At 59.7% G+C, this 21,047-nt stretch carries 20 protein-coding genes; 13 read left to right on the top strand and 7 right to left on the bottom strand.

Going from position 1 to position 21,047, the window contains the following annotated elements:
• Positions 1 to 13: 13 nt before the first annotated feature.
• The 3 genes from ABEG21_RS22430 to ABEG21_RS22420 form a co-directional block, all read right to left on the bottom strand.
• Positions 14 to 661: a 3-oxoacid CoA-transferase subunit B gene (locus ABEG21_RS22430; RefSeq protein ID WP_347559065.1), complete on the bottom strand. Its 648-nt coding sequence runs from the start codon at positions 659 to 661 to the stop codon at positions 14 to 16.
• Between the two features lie 114 nt (positions 662 to 775).
• A complete protein-coding gene (locus ABEG21_RS22425; protein WP_347558774.1) occupies positions 776 to 1,450 on the bottom strand; it encodes a 3-oxoacid CoA-transferase subunit A in 675 nt (224 codons plus the stop codon).
• Positions 1,447 to 1,596, bottom strand: a complete 150-nt coding sequence (locus ABEG21_RS22420) for a hypothetical protein (protein ID WP_347558773.1) — start codon at positions 1,594 to 1,596, stop codon at positions 1,447 to 1,449. Before ABEG21_RS22420 ends, ABEG21_RS22425 begins: the two co-directional genes overlap by 4 nt.
• A 232-nt stretch (positions 1,597 to 1,828) precedes the next feature.
• On the opposite strand from ABEG21_RS22420, the gene ABEG21_RS22415 reads away from it, so the two are divergent.
• From ABEG21_RS22415 to ABEG21_RS22390, 6 genes are all read left to right on the top strand, one after another.
• Entirely contained in the window at positions 1,829 to 2,680 is an 852-nt protein-coding gene (locus tag ABEG21_RS22415; protein ID WP_347558772.1) for an IclR family transcriptional regulator, read from the top strand.
• 510 nt (positions 2,681 to 3,190) lie between these two features.
• A complete protein-coding gene (locus tag ABEG21_RS22410; RefSeq protein ID WP_347558771.1) occupies positions 3,191 to 4,216 on the top strand; it encodes a porin in 1,026 nt (341 codons plus the stop codon).
• Positions 4,217 to 4,447: 231 nt separating this feature from the next.
• Positions 4,448 to 5,422 carry a PhnD/SsuA/transferrin family substrate-binding protein gene (locus tag ABEG21_RS22405; RefSeq protein ID WP_347558770.1) on the top strand — a complete coding sequence of 325 codons (975 nt, stop codon included), beginning with the start codon at positions 4,448 to 4,450 and terminating at the stop codon, positions 5,420 to 5,422.
• Positions 5,423 to 5,517: 95 nt separating this feature from the next.
• Complete coding sequence (locus ABEG21_RS22400) at positions 5,518 to 6,798, top strand: MFS transporter (protein WP_347558769.1); 1,281 nt, start codon at positions 5,518 to 5,520, stop codon at positions 6,796 to 6,798.
• A gap of 73 nt (positions 6,799 to 6,871) precedes the next feature.
• Positions 6,872 to 7,858, top strand: a complete 987-nt coding sequence (locus ABEG21_RS22395; protein WP_347558768.1) for a protocatechuate 3,4-dioxygenase — start codon at positions 6,872 to 6,874, stop codon at positions 7,856 to 7,858.
• A 100-nt stretch (positions 7,859 to 7,958) separates the two neighbouring features.
• On the top strand, positions 7,959 to 9,941 hold the full coding sequence (locus tag ABEG21_RS22390) for a hypothetical protein (protein WP_347558767.1): 1,983 nt from the start codon (positions 7,959 to 7,961) through the stop codon (positions 9,939 to 9,941).
• Positions 9,942 to 10,023: 82 nt separating this feature from the next.
• On the opposite strand, the gene ABEG21_RS22385 is transcribed toward ABEG21_RS22390, so the two are convergent.
• Entirely contained in the window at positions 10,024 to 10,926 is a 903-nt protein-coding gene (locus tag ABEG21_RS22385; protein ID WP_347558766.1) for a hypothetical protein, read from the bottom strand.
• Positions 10,927 to 11,454: 528 nt separating this feature from the next.
• On the opposite strand from ABEG21_RS22385, the gene ABEG21_RS22380 reads away from it, so the two are divergent.
• The 6 genes from ABEG21_RS22380 (at position 11,455) to cysE (ending at position 17,624) form a co-directional block, all read left to right on the top strand.
• Positions 11,455 to 12,483, top strand: coding sequence for a porin (locus tag ABEG21_RS22380; RefSeq protein WP_347558765.1), 1,029 nt, complete (start codon positions 11,455 to 11,457; stop codon positions 12,481 to 12,483).
• A gap of 196 nt (positions 12,484 to 12,679) precedes the next feature.
• On the top strand, positions 12,680 to 13,621 hold the full coding sequence (locus tag ABEG21_RS22375; protein ID WP_347558764.1) for a helix-turn-helix domain-containing protein: 942 nt from the start codon (positions 12,680 to 12,682) through the stop codon (positions 13,619 to 13,621).
• An 88-nt stretch (positions 13,622 to 13,709) separates the two neighbouring features.
• On the top strand, positions 13,710 to 14,921 hold the full coding sequence (locus tag ABEG21_RS22370) for a lactonase family protein (RefSeq protein ID WP_347558763.1): 1,212 nt from the start codon (positions 13,710 to 13,712) through the stop codon (positions 14,919 to 14,921).
• A 125-nt stretch (positions 14,922 to 15,046) separates the two neighbouring features.
• Positions 15,047 to 15,304: a YkgJ family cysteine cluster protein gene (locus ABEG21_RS22365; protein WP_347559064.1), complete on the top strand. Its 258-nt coding sequence runs from the start codon at positions 15,047 to 15,049 to the stop codon at positions 15,302 to 15,304.
• 428 nt (positions 15,305 to 15,732) lie between these two features.
• Positions 15,733 to 16,569 (top strand): alpha/beta hydrolase, encoded by an 837-nt coding sequence (locus ABEG21_RS22360; RefSeq protein ID WP_347558762.1) that lies wholly within the window; start codon positions 15,733 to 15,735, stop codon positions 16,567 to 16,569.
• A gap of 230 nt (positions 16,570 to 16,799) precedes the next feature.
• The gene (gene cysE, locus ABEG21_RS22355) at positions 16,800 to 17,624 is read left to right on the top strand and encodes a serine O-acetyltransferase (protein ID WP_347558761.1); all 825 of its coding nucleotides are present in this window, start codon (positions 16,800 to 16,802) and stop codon (positions 17,622 to 17,624) included.
• 19 nt (positions 17,625 to 17,643) lie between these two features.
• Here the strand turns inward: cysE and ABEG21_RS22350 are convergent, their stop codons facing one another.
• Positions 17,644 to 18,573 carry a DUF2090 domain-containing protein gene (locus ABEG21_RS22350; RefSeq protein ID WP_347558760.1) on the bottom strand — a complete coding sequence of 310 codons (930 nt, stop codon included), beginning with the start codon at positions 18,571 to 18,573 and terminating at the stop codon, positions 17,644 to 17,646.
• Positions 18,574 to 18,831: 258 nt separating this feature from the next.
• Between ABEG21_RS22350 and ABEG21_RS22345 the strand changes: the two genes are divergently transcribed.
• Positions 18,832 to 19,422, top strand: coding sequence for a hypothetical protein (locus tag ABEG21_RS22345; protein WP_347558759.1), 591 nt, complete (start codon positions 18,832 to 18,834; stop codon positions 19,420 to 19,422).
• A gap of 140 nt (positions 19,423 to 19,562) precedes the next feature.
• Here ABEG21_RS22345 and ABEG21_RS22340 read toward each other — a convergent pair whose 3' ends face one another.
• Both ABEG21_RS22340 and ABEG21_RS22335 read right to left on the bottom strand, forming a co-directional pair.
• Complete coding sequence (locus ABEG21_RS22340) at positions 19,563 to 20,213, bottom strand: cysteine dioxygenase (RefSeq protein WP_347558758.1); 651 nt, start codon at positions 20,211 to 20,213, stop codon at positions 19,563 to 19,565.
• A 30-nt stretch (positions 20,214 to 20,243) separates the two neighbouring features.
• Positions 20,244 to 21,029, bottom strand: coding sequence for an ABC transporter ATP-binding protein (locus ABEG21_RS22335; protein WP_347558757.1), 786 nt, complete (start codon positions 21,027 to 21,029; stop codon positions 20,244 to 20,246).
• Positions 21,030 to 21,047 lie beyond the last annotated feature (18 nt).

The raw sequence follows: 21,047 nt of genomic DNA, 5'->3' as shown, positions 1-21,047 counted from the left end.
GTCTACTCCGGTATCAGGCCTGCGGGCGGTAGGTCATCGGCACACCGGTCTTCTCGACCAGCTCATCGAACGGCATATCGGTGAAGAGGTCCGTCACGACGAGGCCGTCCGGCGTGACCTCGATGATCGCCAGGTCCGTATAGATACGGCTGACGCAATTCACGGCCGTGACCGGATAGCCGCACTGCGCGACGATCTTGCTTTCACCTTGCTTCGTGAAATGCTCCATCATCACGAACACGCGCTTGGCGCCCAGCGCCAAATCCATCGCGCCGCCCACCGCCGGGATGGCATCCGGCGCGCCGGTATGCCAATTGGCCAGATCGCCCTTGACCGATACCTGAAAGGCACCCAGGACGCAATAATCGAGATGGCCGCCGCGCATCATGCCGAAGGAATCGGCGTGATGGAAAAACGCGCCGCCCGCGAGCAGTGTCACGTATTGCTTGCCGGCATTGATCAGATCGCCATCTTCCTCGCCCGGCTTCGGTGCAGGCCCCATGCCCAGCACGCCGTTTTCGCTATGCAGGAAGATTTCCTTGTCGGCTGCCAGGTGATTCGCCACCATCGTCGGCACACCGATTCCGAGGTTTACGTAGGCGCCTTCGGGAATGTCGGCTGCCACGCGCTTTGCCATGTCGTCTCGGCTGAGTCGCTTCATCATTGTTCTCCGCGATGTCTCGCGATAATCCGGTTGATTCAAGGTGTTCCGCTCGCGGTCCGCATCGGACCGAGCGATCCGCTCACAGCGGCGCTGCGCCGCTCGGCTTGCACCTCACAGGGCCCGCGGCGTCAGTTGCACGACACGCTGAACGAAGATACCCGGCGTCACGACGGCTTCCGGATCCAATTCTCCGAGCGCGACGACTTCCGACACCTGCACGATGGCGGTCTTCGCGGCGGTGGCCATGATCGGACCGAAGTTACGCGCGGTCTTCCGATACACCAGATTGCCCCACCGATCGGCCTTCAACGCCTTGATCAACGCGACATCGGCGTGCAACGGGCTTTCCAGCACATAGGAACGTCCGTCGATTTCGCGGACTTCCTTGCCCTCCGCGAGCTTCGTACCGAAACCGGTCGGCGTGAAGAAGCCGCCGATACCGGCGCCCGCGGCACGGATACGTTCGGCCAAATTGCCTTGCGGCACCAATTCGAGTTCGATCTTGCCGGCGCGATAGAGGCCGTCGAAGATGTGCGAGTCGGTCTGGCGCGGAAACGAACAGACGATCTTCCGCACGCGCCCGGCTTTCAGCAGCGCGGCAAGCCCGGTCTCGCCATTGCCGGCGTTGTTATTGACGATCGTCAGTTCGCGCGCGCCCTGATCGATCAGGGCATCGATCAGTTCGGCGGGCATCCCGGCATTGCCGAAGCCGCCGATCATGACAGTCGATTCGTCGCGGATATCGGCTAAGGCCGCCGCCGCGCTCTCGTAAATTTTGTTGATCATCTGTCCTGCCACTCCCAGCCAGTCTGGGCGATTTCGCCCGGTTGATACGCGATGGACAGCCCGCCGATCATTCCCAACGGCAACGATCGGAAGCCGTGCCGTACCGCGCCCGCTCCATTGTCCTTGCGCACATCACCCGACGCCATCGGGTTTTCCTCGCTTGACTTGTTCGTATATCGAACATACATTCGCTAAACGAACATTTGTTGTCATACTAGGTTTCTCCTATTTGACCGGTCAACAAGGGATAACCCTTGGGTCCTTTTGTGCGCGGATGGGTAATGCTGGCAATGCTGGTTGAACACCGCATCAGGCGTTCGCAAGGTTCCCCTGCGAGGTGCCTGCTTGCCGCGCCTCCCTATTAGACGATTCACGCTTATGACCGACGATTCTGCAGACGTGGCGCACGGCGCCGACCTATCCCGTACTCGCCAACAGGTCGCGCCCGATCTCACGCGCGAGGACCGGCCCGGTGACACGTATGTGCAATCCTTTGCACGCGGCCTTAGCGTAATCCGCTCGTTCAATGCCGAACGGCCGGCACAGACGCTGACGGACGTCGCCGAGGCCACCGGGCTGACGCGTGCCGGTGCGCGACGGATCCTTCTGACCTTGCATACGCTGGGCTATGTCGAAACGGAGGGGCGGTTGTTTCGGCTGACGCCGAAGATTTTGGAATTGGGCTTTACGTTTCTCACGTCCCTGCCTTTCTGGAATCTGGCCGAGCCGGTGTTGGAGCAGCTCTCCGCGCGCGTGCAGGAAAGCGCGTCGGCGGCAGTGCTGGACGGACATGAGATCGTGTATGTCCTGCGGGTGCCGATGCAAAAGATCATGACGATCAATTTATCGATCGGCAGCCGTTTGCCGGCCTATTGCAGCTCGATGGGGCGCGTGTTGCTGTCGGCGCTCGATGACGAGGAGCTGGATGCGCGACTCGCGGCAACGACGTTAACGCAGCGCACGCCGCGCACGAAAACGGAGCCCGCTGCCCTGAAGGCCGAAATCGCACAAGTGCGAGATCAGGGATGGTCGCTCGTCGATCAAGAGCTGGAGGCGGGCTTGATTTCGATATCGGCGCCCATTCGGAATCGCCAGGGACGCGTGATTGCCGCGATGAATATCAGCGGTAACGCCCAGCGGAAAAATGCGCAACAAATGATCGATACCTATCTGGCACCGCTGCGCGACGCGGCGGCAAGCGTGTCTCGCCTGGTGGCACAGCGCGGTTAGGCCAGCTTTCATCGCTAGCACACGCGACTTGCGCCTTATACGCAAAAAGTGCCACTGAATATCCATTTTGTGTAGGGACCTGAGCGTCTCCCTCTCCTATCCTGTGCGCATCGAGGCAGTTCGATCCGACTCCGCCATGCGCTCTTGACTACGTTCGACGTCGAGCAATGCGGGCTATCGCCGATAACACCGTCACGGCGCGTTCCCCGGCAAGGCATCGTATTGGCGTCAGCCATCTCAGATGCGATGCCCATTGAAGCGACACGGTCGCCCCTGCGTGCGGGTCTGGCTGTCCTATCGTTCTCGTCGCGCATGTCATTTCAACGCGTGGCATGCCCTTTCATCTTTTAACGCTTCGGGCACAGCCTATTTACTAAGTATTACTACCTATATTCATTTTATAACGATTTCAATACCGGCCGGGTGCATCGATGCGATTCGAACAAAAAGCGCGTTTTGCACCCTTCCTAGCTGTCAGATTCAAATACAAAAAATCAATACGGAGACTGTATGGAAAAGCGTTTTACTGCAGCATTGTTCTTGGCAAGCACCTGTGCGCTCGGCACCGCGCACGCCCAGTCATCCGTCACCCTATACGGGTTGATAGACAACGGCATCGAATACCAAAACGGCGGCAATGGCGGTGCGTTTCGGGCGGTGTCCGGCGGCCTGTATGCCACTGTCTTTGGTTTCAGAGGCCGCGAGGATCTCGGGGGCGGCTTGCAGTTGAATTTTACGCTGGAAGAAGGTTTTTCAGGACAGACCGGGGCGCAACAGACGGCGGGATATGCATTCAACCGGCTGGCATGGGTCGGCCTTGCCGGAGATTGGGGCGAGTTTCGTATCGGTCGGCAGAAGAAACCGGAGTACCTGCTGCTGAACGATGAAATGGATCCCACCGGCGTGAAAAGCATTGCATCGCCACTCGATAACTTCATGGCGGAGACCGTCCGGTCCAATAACGCCATCGCTTACTTTCTGCCGGTCATGTACGGCCTGACCGTGCAGTTCATGGTCGCGATGCGCGACAGCACCACCAAGCCCACCGATGGACTCCAGTTCTACAATGCGGCCGCACGGTATGTGCATGGCCCCTTCCGGCTTGCCGGGGGCTATGAACAGCAGGGCAATGCTACTGGGACGTCGCTGCAGCGCATCGTCAGCGCCGTCGCGTCGATGGGCATCGGCGACGGCCGGGTGTATATGTCCTATCACTCCGAACGTCAGAGCGATCATAGCGAAAACTTTGCCATCTACGAGGCGTCCGGATCGTATTCCTTCACCGCCGCCGATCAATTGTCGCTGATGTACGCCTATGCGCACGATCAGCGAGGTCTCGGCAACAACGCACAGCAGGTGGGCGTGGTCTACGAGTACAGCCTTTCCCGAAGAACCAAGGTCTATGGCGCGCTAGGCATCATTCAGAATCGGAACCAGGCGGCCTACTCCTTGAACGGCACCGCCTATTCCGGCGTCACCGTCGCGCCCGGCGCGTTTGCGCGCGGCATCATGTTCGGCATTGCCAATCGGTTCTAATGCGGGCGTAACTACGGGTTTCACCTAGGGTCCCGTATCGCGTCGTTCGAAATGCCCGGTAATGTCGGGCGTCGATCCATCACTCGATCACCGACAAAAGTGCAATTGATTGTTCGATTTGTATAGGGACGTCCGTCGGCTGGTCTCCTATCCTTCTCCCATAACGTCGAAAAGTCCAAGGCGTGCCGATCGGCACCCGCCATTGGCGACGAATCAGCAAAGGAGATGAAGTTGACTAAGAAAGTACCGCTCAAGATCGCGATTGCCAATTTCCCGCATACGGCGGCAGTGCGCGACGGCACCATTCCCATCGAAGGCGTGGATGCCGAATTTGTCAATGTGCAGCCGCAGATCGGCGCGTTCCGTCGCATGGTGCGCGACGTGGAATTCGATGTCTGCGAGCTTGCGCCAACCACCTATATCATCGCGCGGGCTTACAACGCGCCGTTCGTAGCGTTGCCGATCTTCGTGACACGGCGCTTCCACCATAGCGGCTTGCTGGTGCGCCCGGATGCCGGCATCAAGACGCCGAAAGACCTGGAGGGGAAAAAGGTAGGGGTGCGGGCCTATTCGGTGACCACGGGCGTCTGGACGCGTCAGGTGTTGATCGATGAGTACGGCCTGGATTCCTCGAAAGTTACCTGGGTCGTGGATGACGAAGAACACGTTACGCAGCTGACGCTGCCGAAAAATGTGATCCATGCACCGGCCGGCAGCTCGCTCGCCGATATGATGGCCAAGGGAGAACTGGTTGCAGGCTTCGAAGCGAACGCCGGCATCGGTCGCACCGGCGCACCGACGGGCGGTTGGCAAGAGGTGGAAGCGAATTATCCCGATTTATTCCCGAACGCTGCCGTTGCTGAAAAGGCGTACTACCAGCGTACCGGCATCTATCCGATGCACGGCACGATCGTCGTGAAAGACGCCATTCTCGCCGAGCATCCGTGGATCGCCCGATCGATCTATGACGCCTTCGAGAAGGCAAAGCAAGCATGGCTGCAACGCCTCGACGCCGGCGAAGCGACCACCGCAAGCGACAAGAAATACCTGGCGCTGCGCGACATCGTCGGGCACGACCCGCTGCCCTACGGGATGCAAGCGAATATCAAGACGATCGAGGCGCTGGAAGCAACGGCGTTCAAGCAAGAACTGACGCCCCGCCGCATGTCGATCGACTCGCTGTTCGTCGACCCTCTGGCCGTTTGATGCCCTGCTCATAACGCGTACAGGGCGGCGAAAAAAAAGCTTAAACGCTTCGGCCGCCCTAGCCTAGACAAAATGCAGGAGAGGGAGACACATCGATGGAGACAAGCAAGCCGGCCGTCACAGGCATCGCAAGCCGATGGGGCGTCCTTGCCCTGCTGGCAAGCGGCGTATTGATTTCGTATGTCGATCGCACCAGCATATCCAGCGTGCTGGCCGACCCGAGCTTCATCAAGCGATTCGCGCTGACGAACGTTGACCGGGGTTGGATCAACTCGGCCTTTTTCTGGTCCTACGGCCTGTTCCAGGTTCCGATGGGATGGGTGGCCGACCGCTACGGCGTCAAATTTCCGTATGCGATTTGCTTCGGCCTCTGGTGCATCGTCACGGCACTGATGGGCGCCGTGACCACGCTGGAAAGTCTCGTCATGCTGCGGCTGATTATCGGGATGGCGGAGGCGATTGTCATTCCCGCGAGTTACCGCTGGATCCGCAATAACTTCGACGAAAGCCAAAACGGCTTGGCGGCGGGCGTGCTCACGATGGGCAACAAATTCGGTCCGGCACTGGGCGCGCCAGTGGGCGCCTGGTTCATCGTGCATTACTCCTGGCAGGCAATGTTCATCGCCACCGGCATCGTCGGCTTGATCTGGCTGCTTCCCTGGTCACTGCTCGTGCGGAATGATTTCCCTTCCAAGTCGGCCCGCGTGCAGGCGGATACGCGAGCCCGCACGGTGACGTTCGGCAGTGTTCTGGCAAGTCCGGTGGTATGGGGCGGCATGATCACGAACTTCTGCTACGGCTATTTCACGTTTTACTGCATGACGTGGATGCCCGCCTATCTCGTGGAACAGCGTGGTCTTTCGATCGCCAATTCGGGCCTTTTCACCTTCTTCAGTTTTGCCGGTATCGCGATTGTCGCCGTGTTGGCAGGGTGGGCTGCCGACCATCTGATCGCCCGGGGCGGTAACGCGACGTTCGTGCGGAAGGCGTTCACGATCGCCGGCTTTGTCGGCGGATGCACCGTCTTGCTTGGCGCCTACGCGCATTCGCTTGGCATGGCGCTGTTCTGGAACGTGCTGTCGCTCTCCTTGCTCGGACTGGCCACCGCGAACAACCTGGTGCTCTCGCGCTTGACGATGATCCCGCGACCCGCTATCGGCCTGGTAACCGGCGTACAGCAGTTGGCAACCAGCCTGGCGGGCGGCGTGGCGGCCAGTCTCTCGGGCTGGCTCCTCCATGTCAGCGGAAGCTATGACCTGCCCATGCTGGTGATCCTTGTGTTCCTGCTGATCGGCGCTGTCACCACCGTGTTTATGTTCCGCCCGGAATGGGCACCCAAGGTCACGGAAGGCAACGCCAAGCTGAGGGAAGCGTAAGCATCGCCGTTCGCATCAGCGCACGCACTTTATTGATACCGGTGAAACCGGTGTTATTTGACTGGAATTATAAATGGCGAAGATCGTATTCGGGATGGCCGTGCCGCACAGCGGCATGTTGGGGCAAGCGCCGGAAGACTGGCTCAAAAACGGAGAACGGGACAGAAACAATCCCGAGCTGTGGTACCGCAATCGGACATGGACCTACCCGGAACTGGAAGCAGAACGCGGCGCCGCATTCGACCCATTTCTCACCCTGGAGGAACGGACGGCGCGCGCCGCACGCTGCCGCACGGCATTGGACACGATGGCCCAAGCCTATCGCGATGCCAAGATCGACGTCGCTATTATTTTGGGAAAAGACCAAAAGGAAATCTTCACCGATTTCTCGCCGTCGATTGCGATATACACCGGCGAGGACGTCCATAACGGACCGCCGCAGCGCTCCGTCTATGCGCCGGACCATCACGTCACGCACAAATGTCATCCGCCCTTGGCGCATTTTCTGATCGATCACTTCCAGCGCGAACACTTCGATCTGACCGACTTGTTCGCCTGGCCGGACAACGTCTGGATGAAACCGCTCCCCGACTACCCCGTCGTGCCGCATGCTTACAGCTTCGTCTATCACCAGATCATGGGCGACAACCCGCCGCCGCATGTCCCGGTGATCATGAACTGCTTCTATCCGCCTACGCAGCCATCGATGGCGCGATGCATCGACTTTGGCCGCGTCCTGCGCGATGCCATCAATGCCTGGCCCGACGATGTCCGCGTAGGAATTTTCGCATCGGGGGGCCTGTCGCACTTCGTCAACGACGAGGAATTCGACAAGAAGATCATGAAGATGCTGGCCGAATACGATTACGACGGCTTGGCCGCCGTGGACGATCGCTCCTATCAATCCGGGACGTCCGAGATCAAGTTGTATGTCAGCGTGATGAAATCGGTAGAGGAAACCGGCGCGCAAATGACCCTGGTGGACTACGTTCCTTGCTGGCGTACCGCAGCAGGCACCGGTGAAGGCATGGGCTTCATGTACTGGCGCGGCGCAGACTGATCGGCAGCGCCACTGTATCAAGACGAAAAGAAACGATAAATTGTCGCATCGGCGCGCTTTCAAGGCAGCCGGTGACGCAAAATAATTGGAGACATATGCCGTGCCCCGTATATCCGCATCGACGGCGCGCCTGACCCCGCGTACGCCGCAATTCGTTTCGTTGTCCTTATCCTATGACATCGTGAAGCATGTGCTTGCATGCCTTGCCATCGGCAGCGTGGCATTGAGCGCAGCCGGCGATGCCGCAGCCGCCACTGCAAGCAAAGGCGTCGCGCTGCTTAACCGCATCGGCCCCGTGACCTCCGAGTTATATATCGCCAATGCGGACGGGTCGGACGAACACAAACTGATCCCCACGCCAGGCTTCGATTATCACGCGTCGTTTTCGAAAGACGGGAAGACAGTCTTCTTTACATCGGAGCGCGACGGTCTGGGTGAATCGAATCTGTACAGCGTCGACGTCGATGGGACACATCTAAAGCAGCTGACGCATCACATCGCGGTGGACGATGCAGCAGCCGTCTCCCCTGCCGACCCCGATATCATTGCGTTCGTCTCGTCGCGCCGAGGCGCGAAGGGGTTCGGTACGACCCATATCTGGACGTTGAACATCCGTACCGGTGCGCTGAAGAATGTAACGGGTGCGATCCCGTTCGATCCGAACAAACCGCACAGCTTCTTCAGGCCCTCGTGGTCCCCGGATGGCAAGTGGATTGCGCTATCTTCCGATATCGGTTCCGACTGGCGCGGTCACAACCTGCCCGTTGGATGGGAACGCACACAGGAAGGCAGCATCTATATGATCAAGCCGGATGGCTCCGGCTGGCGAAAGCTTGCATCGCATGAAGGCTTCGATGAAGGCTCGCCATCGTGGTCTCCCGACGGGAAAAAGGTCGTGTTCTATGAAACACCGGTAGAGTCGACGTGGGGTGCCCACCGACCCGAAGGCATCGACAAGGTCGAGTCGCAACTGATTGCAGTCAACGTGTCGGATCTGAAGCGCACGACTTTGACCGCGACGCCGGGCTTCAAGGTCTTTCCCCAATACCTGACTGACGACACGATCGCCTATCACGTAAAGGGCGGATCGCATGAAGGGCTGTACACCACGGCCGGCACCTTCCGCTCGACCAGCGATTCAGGTATCCGATCGCCGCACTACTCCGCCGACGGGCGCAAGATCGTCTACGAGAAGATCACGCTCCGTCCGGCCCGTGCCAACGGCACGCCGGTATTCAGCTTCGATCCCGATTGGCGATACACGTATATCGACGTCTTCCCGCAACTCTCGAAAGACCGACAGAAGCTGGTCTATACCGAGAAGGCCATCAACTCCTCGATCGCGACGATCAATCCCGACTTCACCGGCTATCAACGGATCTATGATCCCGCCGGCAGCGGGCTGGATCCGGTGATGATCAAACAAGGTTTAGCCGGTGCGTTCCAACCGACATGGTCGCCGGATCGACAATGGGTCGCGTTTGGCGTCGGTGACTGGTTCTTCACGCGCGGCGCGGGACCGGGCCGCATCGCGCGCGTCAAGGCAGACGGCAGCATGAAAGGGCAGCCGGAATTCTTGACCGACGGGACGATCAATGCCGGATTCCCCAGCTATTCTCCGGACGGTAAAAAGATTGTCTATCGCGTCTGGAGCCAGAAGGTACAAGGACTCCGCATACTGGATCTGGCAACGCATACGACGACCATTTTGACGACGGACGCCGACAACTTGCCGGGATGGTCGCCTGACGGCAGCAAGATCGTCTTCACGCGCAAGCAGATCAACCCGAACGATCCGAATAAATTCAACTATGACGTGTTCACGATCAAGCCGGATGGCAGCGGCCTGAAGCGTCTGACCACGGATGGCGCGAATCAGGGACATGCCGTCTGGCTCTATGATGGACGCATCGGTTACAGCTCCGGCTCCTACGGCTTCCGCGACGAGCTGGCGCTATACGACAACAGCTTTCAGCCCGATGGACAAAACTGGGTGATGAATGCCGACGGCTCGGATAAGCACGCCATCGAAGACACCTTGTGGGAGGAGTCGATGCCGATATACGTTCCCGACCCGTCGTAAGCCGCCGTCGCGCGGAACAAGGGGCAAACGGCGATACGGGGATCTTGCTCTCGTATCGCCGCTTGCCCCTTGTCGTTTCCAATCAGAAATGGATCTCCGCCATGACCATCGGCGCCGATGTATTCGTATTCACCGTTTCCGACGAAGGCGTGCCGTACATATTGTGCCAATACTCATACCCAACCCCGGCATAGAGCACACGCGGATGCCCTGCGAATGAGCCGAGGTCCGCCAACACGGAGACGCGTGTCAGGAATTCCGTCGTCGTATTGACGTTGAAGCCGTCCTTCCCCTTGGGCCCCGTCACGCTGGCGAAACCTTTGAAAACCAATGGCACGGGCCCGAGCCGGAATGGCACCATCCAGGCACTTTCGAGATGCCATGCCGCGTGGAAACTGACATCGGTGTTCGTCAGTCCATTGTGGTTGTGTTCGGTCCGAACGCCCGCCGTGACGTTCCAAAATCCGCGCGGCACGGCGAACTCGATCGTGGGCCCGAAGACCAGCATGCGCGCGGCCTCGGCATAGGCATCGTTCTTGGTGCCAAACTCGTAACCGGTCGTGAAGCCGATGTCGCGAATGAAGCCAAATTGCATCGGACGGCCCAGAACCTTGGATGCGCTCCATTCCACGCGACCCACGCTGTAGACCTCCTGCGCGCCACCGGTGGCGCTCTCGTGCGAGGTGCCCGCTTCGGGATTTGCCGCATTGGAGACAAGGTAATCGACGTTAAAAGAATAGCTACCGAATCTGAATCCGCCTGTCGTCGCCAACGTGCCGATGCGTTGCGCCACTTTGTCGGGAACACCCGGATAGTGAAAATCGGTACCGTAGCGGAAGCCTAGGTAAGTGTCGTTCCACGTAACAGGGGGCGCTCCTTCGCTGCTTGCCTGGCTCGCGCCCTCGGATCGAGCGGGCGTTGTCGTGGTTGTGTTGGGTGCGACGCCATCATCCGCATGACAAACGTCCACCAGCCAAAAGAGCATTGCCGAACCTATCGCACACCTTCGTACAACTGATGATATGGCGCGGCGCGATACAGGGCACCGTTCAATACTGCGGACGCGTACCCGCTTGACTCCGTTCTTCATGTCTCCGTCCTATTTTCTATTAGGGATCGTTTTATGTCGATACCGGCGAGAGGGCGATACCAAGCGCTCGTCGGTTTCGTCGACGACAACGTGCAGCGACGAAAAAAAACAGCCGCGACACAAGGGTTGCTGTCGAAAAGGATCTTAGGGGATGACGGCAAGCATGCCTTTACACAAAAACGACATTCACTGGCATTTTTCTTAGGCAATGCGCTGCATGGCAGAAGGAGCAAAAACGATTGTAAAAAAATGCCAGTGAATATTGATTTTGTATAGGGACGTGTCACGCGCAGTGCCCTATGTTCCTATCAACTCAAAGAGACACGCGGAGCTAAAGCGACTCAGGGTAAACCTAAAGTAGCACCGGGTTGTTGGTCGATATCAAGACGACCAAACGATAAAAAAAATGAAGATGGAGACAAAATGAAAAAACTGGCCATTCTTGCAATGGGCATGGCGTCTGCATGCCTGCTTCCCACAGCGCATGCACAGTCGTCGGTGACCCTCTATGGCGTCATCGACAACGGCATCGACTACCAGAGCCCGAACGGCGCGAAAGCCACGGTCCGCGCGGTGTCGGGTGGACTCTTCGCCAGTCGCTTCGGGTTGAAAGGGACGGAAGATATCGGCGGCGGCCTGCATGTCAACTTCCAGTTGGAAGATGGCTTCAATGGCGAGACCGGGGCGGCCGCGAGTGCCACCGCGGCATTCAATCGGCAGGCCTGGGTAGGACTATCCGGTCACTTCGGCGAGGTCCGTCTGGGCTTGCAGAATACGCCGCAATATATTTTCCTGAATCCGGAACTCGATCCGCTCGCGGTGCAAAGCATCGGCTCACCGATGAATAGCCTCAACAGCCTGACGGTGCGGGAGACCAATGCGATCTCGTACTTCACGCCAACGTATTACGGCCTTAGCGCGCAGTTCATGGTCGCGATGCGCGACACCACGACCAAACCTTCACAGGGCTTACAGTTCTATAATGCCGCCGTCAAATATATCAACGGTCCTTTCCACATTGCGGCCGGCTACGAGCAGGCGGGCAACGCTACCGGCACATCGCTGCTGAAAATATTTAATGCCGGCACGTCGATGAGCTTTGGCGCGGCCCGGGTCTTTCTCGCGTACCACAACGAACGTCAAACCGATAACAGCATCAAGCGCGATACGTACCAATTGTCCGGCTCGTATATGCTCAATCCGGCGAATATGGTGGTGGCCATGTATGCGTATGAACATGACCGTACAGGGCAAGGAAACAATGCACAGCAAGTCGGCTTAACTTACGAATACTTGCTTTCAACACGGACGACGCTGTACGGCGCCGCCGGCTTTATTCAGAACCGAAGCAAGGCGGCTTTCACACTAACAGGTACGAACTACGCCGGTGTGGCCGTATCGCCGGGTGCCAATACGCGCGGCGTGACGCTCGGCATCGTGCATCGCTTCTGAACGTTCGGCGATGCGCCGCGCCGGCCAAGCGCAAGGCCGCTTTATTCGGGAAAGCCTCATCTCGCGCGCATGCTGCCGGTGTGCAAAAATACAGCGAGTCCCGAGCGGTAGGCCTTGCGATTGATGTCGATATGCGCAACGGCGACCCCCGCCTTATCAGCCGGACCGCGGAGAAAGGCAAATTATGGCAGAGAGTGTGATCACCAAAGTTCAAGCGAATTGGACTACGAAGAAGAAACTGACCACCGTGCCGAATGTGCGTTTATACGTCGATCGTCCCGACGCCGAAGATTGGTTCGTGCATGTAGGTCATGTGACGGACCGGGGTCGTTGGAAAACGGAGCCTCACGCGCATCCGGCGTATGGTCAAGTGATCTTCGTGCGTAATGGGCACGGCATCATGAATCTGGAAGGGTATCGGGTGCCGTTCGAAGGCCCCTGTGCCTTGGTGTTGCCGACAGGCTGCGTCCATGGTCTCGACTATGAGTTGGATGCGGACCGGTGGGTGGTCACCATCGAGCAAGCATATTTGACACAGGTCAACGCCAAGCTTCACGAATTCATCGCTTTCTGGTCCCTCCCCCGTATCATCTCCCTCTCCCACTCCGCCGAAGCCGGCATGGCTTTCTACAACCTGATCGGCAGATTACAGCAGGAACTGGATTCGGAGGCAGTCGGTCAAGTCGTGGGCATCGAAGCGGTCCTGACGACCTTGCTGCTCATGTTGTTGCGGGAAGCCCGCTTGGACCAGAGCCGTAACGACGGTGCGATGCGCAACGACGTGCGTCTGGTGGACCGCTTTCGGAAGCTGATCGATCAGCATTATCGCGAGAATCTGCCGCTACAGGACTATGCGTCGATGATGGCCGTATCACTGGTGCAATTGCGTGCGGCGTGTGCCTCGGCGGCAGACCAAAGCCCGACGAAAATGATCCATGCGCGCATCATCACCGAGGCGAAGCGCACCTTGATTTTCGGCGATATGTCGGTGGAGCAAATTGCCTTTTGGCTCGGCTTTGGCGATGCTGCTTACTTCACCCGATTCTTCCGTCGAGAAGTGGGTCAAGCGCCAAGCCAGTTCCGCATCGCCGCGCGCAATCAGTCGCATCACAAAGTCTTGCCCCACGGTCCCACGTGAAAAACACCAGCGAATCGGCGTTTTGTGCAGGGACGGTGTACCGCCGCCGGGCTAGGATGAGAGGCGCTCACTCTCTCCTTAAAATGCAATGATGCAGCTCCTGCAAAGCACGAAAACACAAAAGTTCGGCACGATCGTTGCGCTGTTTTCTCTCCTCTTACTCGCACCGTTAGCGTACGCCGACGCGGCCCCTTCCGCACCCGGCCCTATCGCTGCGGCGACGACCGCGCAAGCCGCCGACGAAATCATTTACGTGGGCACCCAAAGCAATCAGATACACGCGTTGCGCTTCAATGCCGCGGACGGCACATTGCGAGACATCGGTGTCGTTGAAACGGGTCTCGCCTCGACATGGCTCGTTGCGAATAAAGCGCCCGCTTCCAAGGTTCCGGTCCTGTATTCGGTGGACGATCATACGCAAAGCGAAGGTAGCATCACGGCGTTTTCAGCCGACCCGGCCGACGGCACGTTGCGCAAAATCAATACGGTGAGCACGGAAGCCAAGGGAACGACCTATCTGTGGCTGGACAAACGCTCCATGACATTTCTTGCCGCCAACTATGGCAGCGGATCGTTGGTCAGCGTCGCCGTGAACGACGACGGCAGCGTGGGCTCGCTCGTGTCCACGGTAAAGGAAACCGGGGCCGGTCCGAACCGCCGCCAAGCCAGCGCGCACGCGCATAGCGCCGCCGTGGATCCTTCCGGCCGCTACGTGCTGGTGCCCGACCTTGGCGCCGATCGCGTCTTCGTCTACCGCTTCGATCGCGCCACGCGCATGCTGACCGATAGTGCCGCGAGCGGTCCGGCACCCTTCGTTGCGCCGCCCGGCACCGGTCCGCGTCATCTCGTTTTCGGCAAGGACGGGCAGTTTGTCTATCTGTTGACGGAGCTCAGTGCAGAGGTGATGGTGCTGCGCTGGGACGCGTCGCACGGACAGTTGGCGTTGGTGCAGACGTTGCCGATCAGCAGCCCGCAGTTCAACGGTGTTAAAAGCGGCGCCGAGATCGCGCTCAGTCGTGATGGTCGTTTCGTCTATGTCGCGGACCGTGGCGAACATACTTTCGTCGTTTACCGCGTCGCCCCCGACGCCGGCACGTTGTCGCTGGTACAACGCGTGTCGACCGGTGGCGAACGGCCGTGGGATTTTGAGATAGATGCCTCGGGGAAGTGGATCTTCGTCGCGAATCAAGGCAGCGGCTCGGTCAGGCTGTTTTCGATCGATACCGCGACCGGCATGGTGACGGATAGCGGTCAGTCGGTGGACATGGCGGGCCCGGTCAGCATCGGATTTTTGCGATAGTCCGCGGGTCGGCGGCCCAGGCGATGCAGGCGGGCCAGTTTTCCGTCCCGGGGACGGACGAGATCGGGCGTTTCGCACTCTGGCATAATGCGTCCATCCCACGGTCAAACGAATCCAGGCACACCATGCATTGCCGTCCCGGATGCGGCGCATGCTGCATCGCCCCTTCCATTTCCAGTCCGATTCCCGGCATGCCGCTTGGCAAAGCTGCCGGCGAAAAATGCATTCAGCTCGATAGCGCGCTGCGCTGCAAGATTTTCGGCCACCCGGAGCGGCCGGACGTTTGCGGATCGCTCCAGCCTGAACCGACAATGTGTGGGGATAACCGAGAGCACGCGATGCATTGGATCGCCGTACTGGAAAGCGCCACGACGCCAGTCTGACCGATAAAGTCTCGCGCCTCCCTCTCCTTTAAATCCGAAACAATCTTCCTCTGCACAATTTCCACTATCTACATCTGTGGAACGTAAATTAGCCAAACCCCTCTTCATCTGCCTCGGTTTTGCTCCTAAAGTGGCGGCATTGACAACCCGCGAGATCGGCCTGGCATTGGCGCAGCACCTCGCCGCGGATCGCGGACAGCCGCAGGTGTAAAGGCCGTACGAGCGTCTCGCCTAGCGGCCGCGCCAGGCCATAAAGCGGCGTCGCAGCCCCCACCGCCGGACCATTTTCAAGATATTTCAGGAGTATTAAATGGACAACGCTGCAAGCCATCTCCGATAATACTTTGCGTCAGTGCGTAATCCGAAAGCCGCCACCAATTCGCAGTGTCCGTTATTTTCCCAATCGCTACAAACACCAGGAAATGAACATGCCGTACGTGACGACGAAAGACCATGTCGAGATTTTCTACAAGGATTGGGGCCCGAAGGACGCACAGCCAATCGTATTTCATCACGGCTGGCCACTGTCTTCCGATGATTGGGATGCGCAACTCCTCTTCTTCGTGCAGCACGGTTACCGCGTCATTGCGCATGACCGCCGCGGGCACGGTCGATCGGCGCAGGTCTCGGAAGGCCACGACATGGACCACTACGCAGCCGATGCGTTTGCCGTGGTGGAAGCACTCGATCTGCACAATGCCGTTCACATCGGTCATTCCACCGGCGGTGGCGAAGTCGCCCGCTACGTCGCGCAATTCGGTCAGCCGGCGGGCCGTGTCGCCAAGGCAGTGCTCGTCAGCGCCGTGCCGCCCCTGATGCTCAAGACCGACGACAATTCCGAGGGACTACCGCTCGACGTATTCGACGGTTTTCGACAAGCGCTGGCCGCCAACCGCGCGCAGTTCTTCGTCGATGTGCCGACCGGTCCTTTCTATGGCTTCAATCGCCCCGGCGCGACGGTCCAGCAAGGCGTCATCCAAAACTGGTGGCGCCAGGGCATGATCGGCAGCGCGAAGGCCCATTACGAAGGGATCAAAGCGTTTTCCGAGACGGATCAAACGGAAGACCTGAAAGCGATCTCGGTGCCAACGCTCGTCTTGCATGGTGAAGATGATCAGATCGTTCCCATCGCCGATGCCGCGCTTAAATCGATCAAGCTACTGAAGCACGGCACATTGAAAACCTACCCCGGCTTCTCGCACGGCATGTTGACCATCAATGCCGATGTGCTCAACGCGGATTTGCTCGCGTTCGTGAAATTGTAACGGGCATGGCATCGGGCGGATCGACGCCCTTGCCGACGGCTTGCGCGTCGCCTTCCGCTTTGTCTACGGCGGCTTCGGCTGGGCGCCCGGCAACCCTGCTCCAAACAAGGTTGCCTTTCATACGATTGACGCAAATCGCCGCACAAGCGACGATACGGCATATTGATATGAGAAACGCTGGGTAGACGATCGGCACAAACCGACCGTGCGCCCGCGACGCCCGCCTCCCCATGACCGCACATACCCTCGACGACGCCCGCAAGGACGCCATACCTGTCGCGACAGACATTCGCCTGATCTGGGACCGCGTCCGCGAAGAAGCGCGTGCGTTGGCGGAAGCCGAGCCGTTATTGTCGATGCGACTGTCGCACCGGATCTTGCAATGGTCGACGCCGCAGAACATGTTGGCGGCATCGTTGGCGGCGCGTCTTGCTTCCTCGGATCTTCCCGAGACCGCGCTCCGTGAATTGTTCGCCGCGGAAATGGCCGATGGCGCGATTCTCGCCGCCGCCACCCGCGACATCGCCGCCGTCATCGGTCGCGATCCCAGCTCGCCGTCGCCACTCCAGGTCGTGTTGAACCAGAAAGGGTTTCACGGACTGCAGACACAACGGGTCGCGCACCGCTTGTGGCATGCCGGTCGCACCGGCTTCGCCCTGACGCTGACGAACGACGCGTCGCTTCGTTTTGGCGTCGATATTCATCCGGCCGCCCGTATCGGGCGCGGCGTGATGTTCGACCACGCCACCGGCATCGTCATCGGTGAAACAGCGGTATTGGGCGACGATGTCTCGCTGCTGCAGAACGTCACGCTCGGAGGCACGGGGAAGGAATGCGGCGACCGGCACCCGAAGGTGCGCGATGGCGTCATGCTTGGCGCCGGCGCAACCGTGCTAGGGAATATCGAGATCGGGGCATTCGCCAAAGTGGCTGCCGGCAGTGTCGTGCTGTCGCCGGTACCGCCGCATTGCACGGTGGCCGGCGTGCCGGCACGGATCGTCCGCCGCTTGCACGACGATACCGTGCCGGCGATGGAGATGTGCCAAAAAATCTAGGCGGGGAAAAGTAGACGCCTTACTTCAAACCGGCTTCGAAAGTCTGCACCCACTCGCGGTACTGCGTGCCGATCTTCGCTGCGGCTTCCTCCCGCGACAGCGTGTTCTTTTCATAGCCGGCAACGGCATCCCAAAAACTGGTGCGGCCCACGGCGAAACCGGTAAAGCCCGGGACGCTGGCGGCGGTCTTCAGCCAGAATCCCACTTTCTTGGCATCGGCACCCCGTCCCAGCACGATGCATCCCACGCGGTCGCGACCGTCGCGGCGGGCACTCTTGACGATCATCGCGGCATCCGTCTTACTGTCCAACCCTTCGATCTTCCAGATGGCGGGCTCGACCCCATCGTCCTGCAAACGCTCGATCGCCTGACGCATCAGCGTGGGCCGCAGCTTCTCGTCGAAGGCATCCTTATCGCCGCCGACCGAGGCCAGTTGCGCGTCGGTTGCCGGCACCAGCAACTCGAACATGAAAGGCAAACCTTTCTCGATGCAGAAGTCGGACAATCGTTTGAGGCGCGCCGTTTGCCGCGCATTCATGTCCGCGTCACCTTCGGGGTTATAGCGGACCAGCGCTTTGGCAAAAGTCGGTTTCACCGCATCGAGGTGCGCGCCGAACGCTTCCCCGTACTCGAAGTCGAACTCTTCGCTACCGCTCTGCTCGGTGGACACGGCCGTCAGGAAACCGTGCTTCGCCGCATCCTGCAATATATCGGCGCCGAACTCTTCATCGACGAGGATACCGGCGGCGCCGGCAGCAACGCCTTGCTTCAGCGCGACCTTAAAACCTTCGTAAATCAACTGCTTACTGTCGGCTACCTTGGCGTGCTGCTCGTCGGTGAGCGGCGGTTTTAGCGAGAACATGCCCTTGATATAAGACGACCGATGGTCGAACGGCAGGATATACAACGGCTTGTCATAGCCTGGCTTGGCTTGTGCGGTTGACATCATTGACTCCTCTTTCGATTGGCATGCGCGCGCCGGCCTTGGGCGATATCTCCGCTGACGCGCGAATTCTGCAAAAGTCTTCAAACCATTATCGCGCCGTGCGCCGACGCGTGCAGGAAGCGGGACAGGCCGCCTCGCATCAGGAAAGGATTCGTAAGGAATGGCGGAAAAGGCGCCAGTATTCGGTCGATGAGATTAAGGCTGCGGCAGCGACTATACGTCTGGCAGCATCGCGCTCCAAACCGAATATGAGGAATCCAAGTGCAACGCTCGACTCTCCTTCGCTCGCCCGCCAATGGCGGTGCTTTGATCCGCCGCGCCGTGGGCGCCGCGTTGGTTCTGGCCGCTGGTGCCAGCCTGTCGGCTCACGCCGCTAGCTTCGATTGCAAGAAAGGCCAGTCCTTCTCGGAAAAAGTCGTGTGCGAGACGCCTTACCTGTCCCGCCTCGACGACCAGTTGTCCGCCGCTTACAAGCATGCGATGGACGTGACGCCGGATCGTCAGGCATTGGAAGACAGCCGTGTGGCGCAATGGCAATGGCGCCAGAAGAACTGCCATGACGCCGCCTGCGTGACCAACTGGTACGAGCGTCGCCTGAGCGAATTGCATGCCGATGCAGCGCAAGGACAGAAGGCGCAGCGTGTCTCGTTCGAATTGCAGCTCGATCACCAGAATCTGACACCGGAAGCCGCCGCGGCCGTCCGCCAGATGAAGACGCCTCAAGTGCAGCCGACCGCAGCGACGACGATGCCGGACGTCCCGGTGACGATGTCGACGAAGGGCCTGTCGATGCCGGCCCAAACTGCGACGGTGCAAGCCGGTGCGACGAAGGTCATCGGCGTGAATCCCTGATTTCGCTATAGCGACCCGCTAAAAAAGCCCTTGAAACGTCGGAAGACGTTTCAAGGGCTTTTTTACGTTGGGGGCATTGCCCCGACACTGATAGCCGACACGATTAAGCGCAATGATCGGATCTTCGCACTGACGCGTCCTTAGACCAGCAAAGCCGGAAGCGCACCGTTGGAATAGCCGGACACGAAGCGCTTGGGCGCGCCGCCGCCTTCCGGATAGACCCATCGCTCGACCTGCCCGATATCGGCACCGTAGACGTGGATGCTGATCGACACGGCGTCGTCGTGGAGATTCGCCACGCGATGAATATCGCCGATTGTCGGCGATACCGCTTCGACCGCGCCGGGCTGCAGCGTGACGTCTTCCCCGGTAGGGACAACATCGCCGGATGCGGACCGCGCAAAACCAGTCGAGACTTCCGCACCGCGCAGCATGCCGATCAGGCCCCATACCGTGTGGTCGTGGATCGGCGTACGTTGCCCCGGGCCCCACACAAAACTGACCACTGAAAAGCGTGCCGACGGATCGCGATAGAGCAGAAACTGCTGATATCGCTCCGGCGACGGTTGCGCATACGCGTCGGGCAGCCAGTCATCGCTGGCCACCAGTTCCCGTAACGCGTCGCCACCCCGTGACACCAAGGTGGCCTCCTGACTGGCATCGTATTCCGATACCAAGCCGGTCAGCGTCTCGATAAAGCGGCGGAACGATGCGGCCGGCACGGTCGCGCCTGTCGTCTCGCTATCTTGCCCCGCGTCGCGGGCCTCCGCTACATCACGCTGCGTACCCATCCCTCTCTCCTCGATTCAATTCGATTTCATTCACGCGGCATGCGCATGGACGTCAGGCGCTCTTTCCTCCACGCCCAGCCAATCGAGCAGGTTACGCCGCAAGACGCCAAAACCCGGCGCCGTCACGTCGCGATCCTCCGGGCGCCCCAGATCGACGCGTACCTGATGCGCGATCCGTCCGGCTTCCATCACCAGGACACGATCCGCCAGCAGCAAGGCTTCATCGATGTCGTGAGTGATCAACAATACCGCACAGTCGTGCGCGCGCCAAAGTCGGCTCACCAGGCGCTGCGCATTGCCGCGCGTCAATGCATCGAGCGCGCCGAAAGGCTCGTCCAACAGCAGCAACTTGGGCTGACGCAGCAGCGCCCGCGCCAACGAGGCGCGTTGCGCTTCGCCGCCGGACAGCACGCGTGGCCAGACGTCGCTGCGATGGGAGAGGCCGACTTCCGCCAAGGCATCGGCCACGCGACGACGTCGTTCGTCGGCGCTCCCACCGCTCACATCGCCCAGCGCCACATTCCGCGCCGTCTTTAGCCATGGGATCAAGCGCGGCGCCTGAAACGCCACCGCGCGCCGACGCGGCACGGTCACTTCGCCATCGTCGGCATCGTCCAGCGCCGCCAGGACGCGTAACAAGGTGCTCTTGCCGCACCCGGAGCGCCCCACCAGCGCGACGAACTCGCCATCGGCGATATCGAGGTCGAGTTGGTCGATGACCGCCCGGTCACCGAACCGTCGGGTCAGCCCGCGTACCCGGACGACATTCGCGTCGGCACCGGGCAGGTCTTGCGTGTTTGTCAGATCTTGTGTCATGTGCATCTCATCATGAAG

It is taken from the genome of Robbsia sp. KACC 23696, assembly GCF_039852015.1.
Taxonomy (GTDB): Bacteria; Pseudomonadota; Gammaproteobacteria; order Burkholderiales; family Burkholderiaceae; genus Robbsia.
Note: the sequence above shows the minus strand (reverse complement) of the source record. Positions and strands in the feature narration are given on the sequence as shown.

Coding starts and splice junctions, on each gene's coding strand:
- ABEG21_RS22340 (WP_347558758.1), bottom strand. CDS start 20,213: ATGGGTACGCAGCGTGATGTAGCGGAGGCCCGCGACGCGGGGCAAGAT.
- ABEG21_RS22395 (WP_347558768.1), top strand. CDS start 6,872: ATGGCGAAGATCGTATTCGGGATGGCCGTGCCGCACAGCGGCATGTTG.
- ABEG21_RS22350 (WP_347558760.1), bottom strand. CDS start 18,573: ATGATGTCAACCGCACAAGCCAAGCCAGGCTATGACAAGCCGTTGTAT.
- cysE (WP_347558761.1), top strand. CDS start 16,800: ATGACCGCACATACCCTCGACGACGCCCGCAAGGACGCCATACCTGTC.
- ABEG21_RS22380 (WP_347558765.1), top strand. CDS start 11,455: ATGAAAAAACTGGCCATTCTTGCAATGGGCATGGCGTCTGCATGCCTG.
- ABEG21_RS22410 (WP_347558771.1), top strand. CDS start 3,191: ATGGAAAAGCGTTTTACTGCAGCATTGTTCTTGGCAAGCACCTGTGCG.
- ABEG21_RS22365 (WP_347559064.1), top strand. CDS start 15,047: ATGCATTGCCGTCCCGGATGCGGCGCATGCTGCATCGCCCCTTCCATT.
- ABEG21_RS22385 (WP_347558766.1), bottom strand. CDS start 10,926: ATGCTCTTTTGGCTGGTGGACGTTTGTCATGCGGATGATGGCGTCGCA.
- ABEG21_RS22335 (WP_347558757.1), bottom strand. CDS start 21,029: ATGACACAAGATCTGACAAACACGCAAGACCTGCCCGGTGCCGACGCG.
- ABEG21_RS22360 (WP_347558762.1), top strand. CDS start 15,733: ATGCCGTACGTGACGACGAAAGACCATGTCGAGATTTTCTACAAGGAT.
- ABEG21_RS22370 (WP_347558763.1), top strand. CDS start 13,710: ATGATGCAGCTCCTGCAAAGCACGAAAACACAAAAGTTCGGCACGATC.
- ABEG21_RS22415 (WP_347558772.1), top strand. CDS start 1,829: ATGACCGACGATTCTGCAGACGTGGCGCACGGCGCCGACCTATCCCGT.
- ABEG21_RS22400 (WP_347558769.1), top strand. CDS start 5,518: ATGGAGACAAGCAAGCCGGCCGTCACAGGCATCGCAAGCCGATGGGGC.
- ABEG21_RS22430 (WP_347559065.1), bottom strand. CDS start 661: ATGAAGCGACTCAGCCGAGACGACATGGCAAAGCGCGTGGCAGCCGAC.
- ABEG21_RS22420 (WP_347558773.1), bottom strand. CDS start 1,596: ATGGCGTCGGGTGATGTGCGCAAGGACAATGGAGCGGGCGCGGTACGG.
- ABEG21_RS22425 (WP_347558774.1), bottom strand. CDS start 1,450: ATGATCAACAAAATTTACGAGAGCGCGGCGGCGGCCTTAGCCGATATC.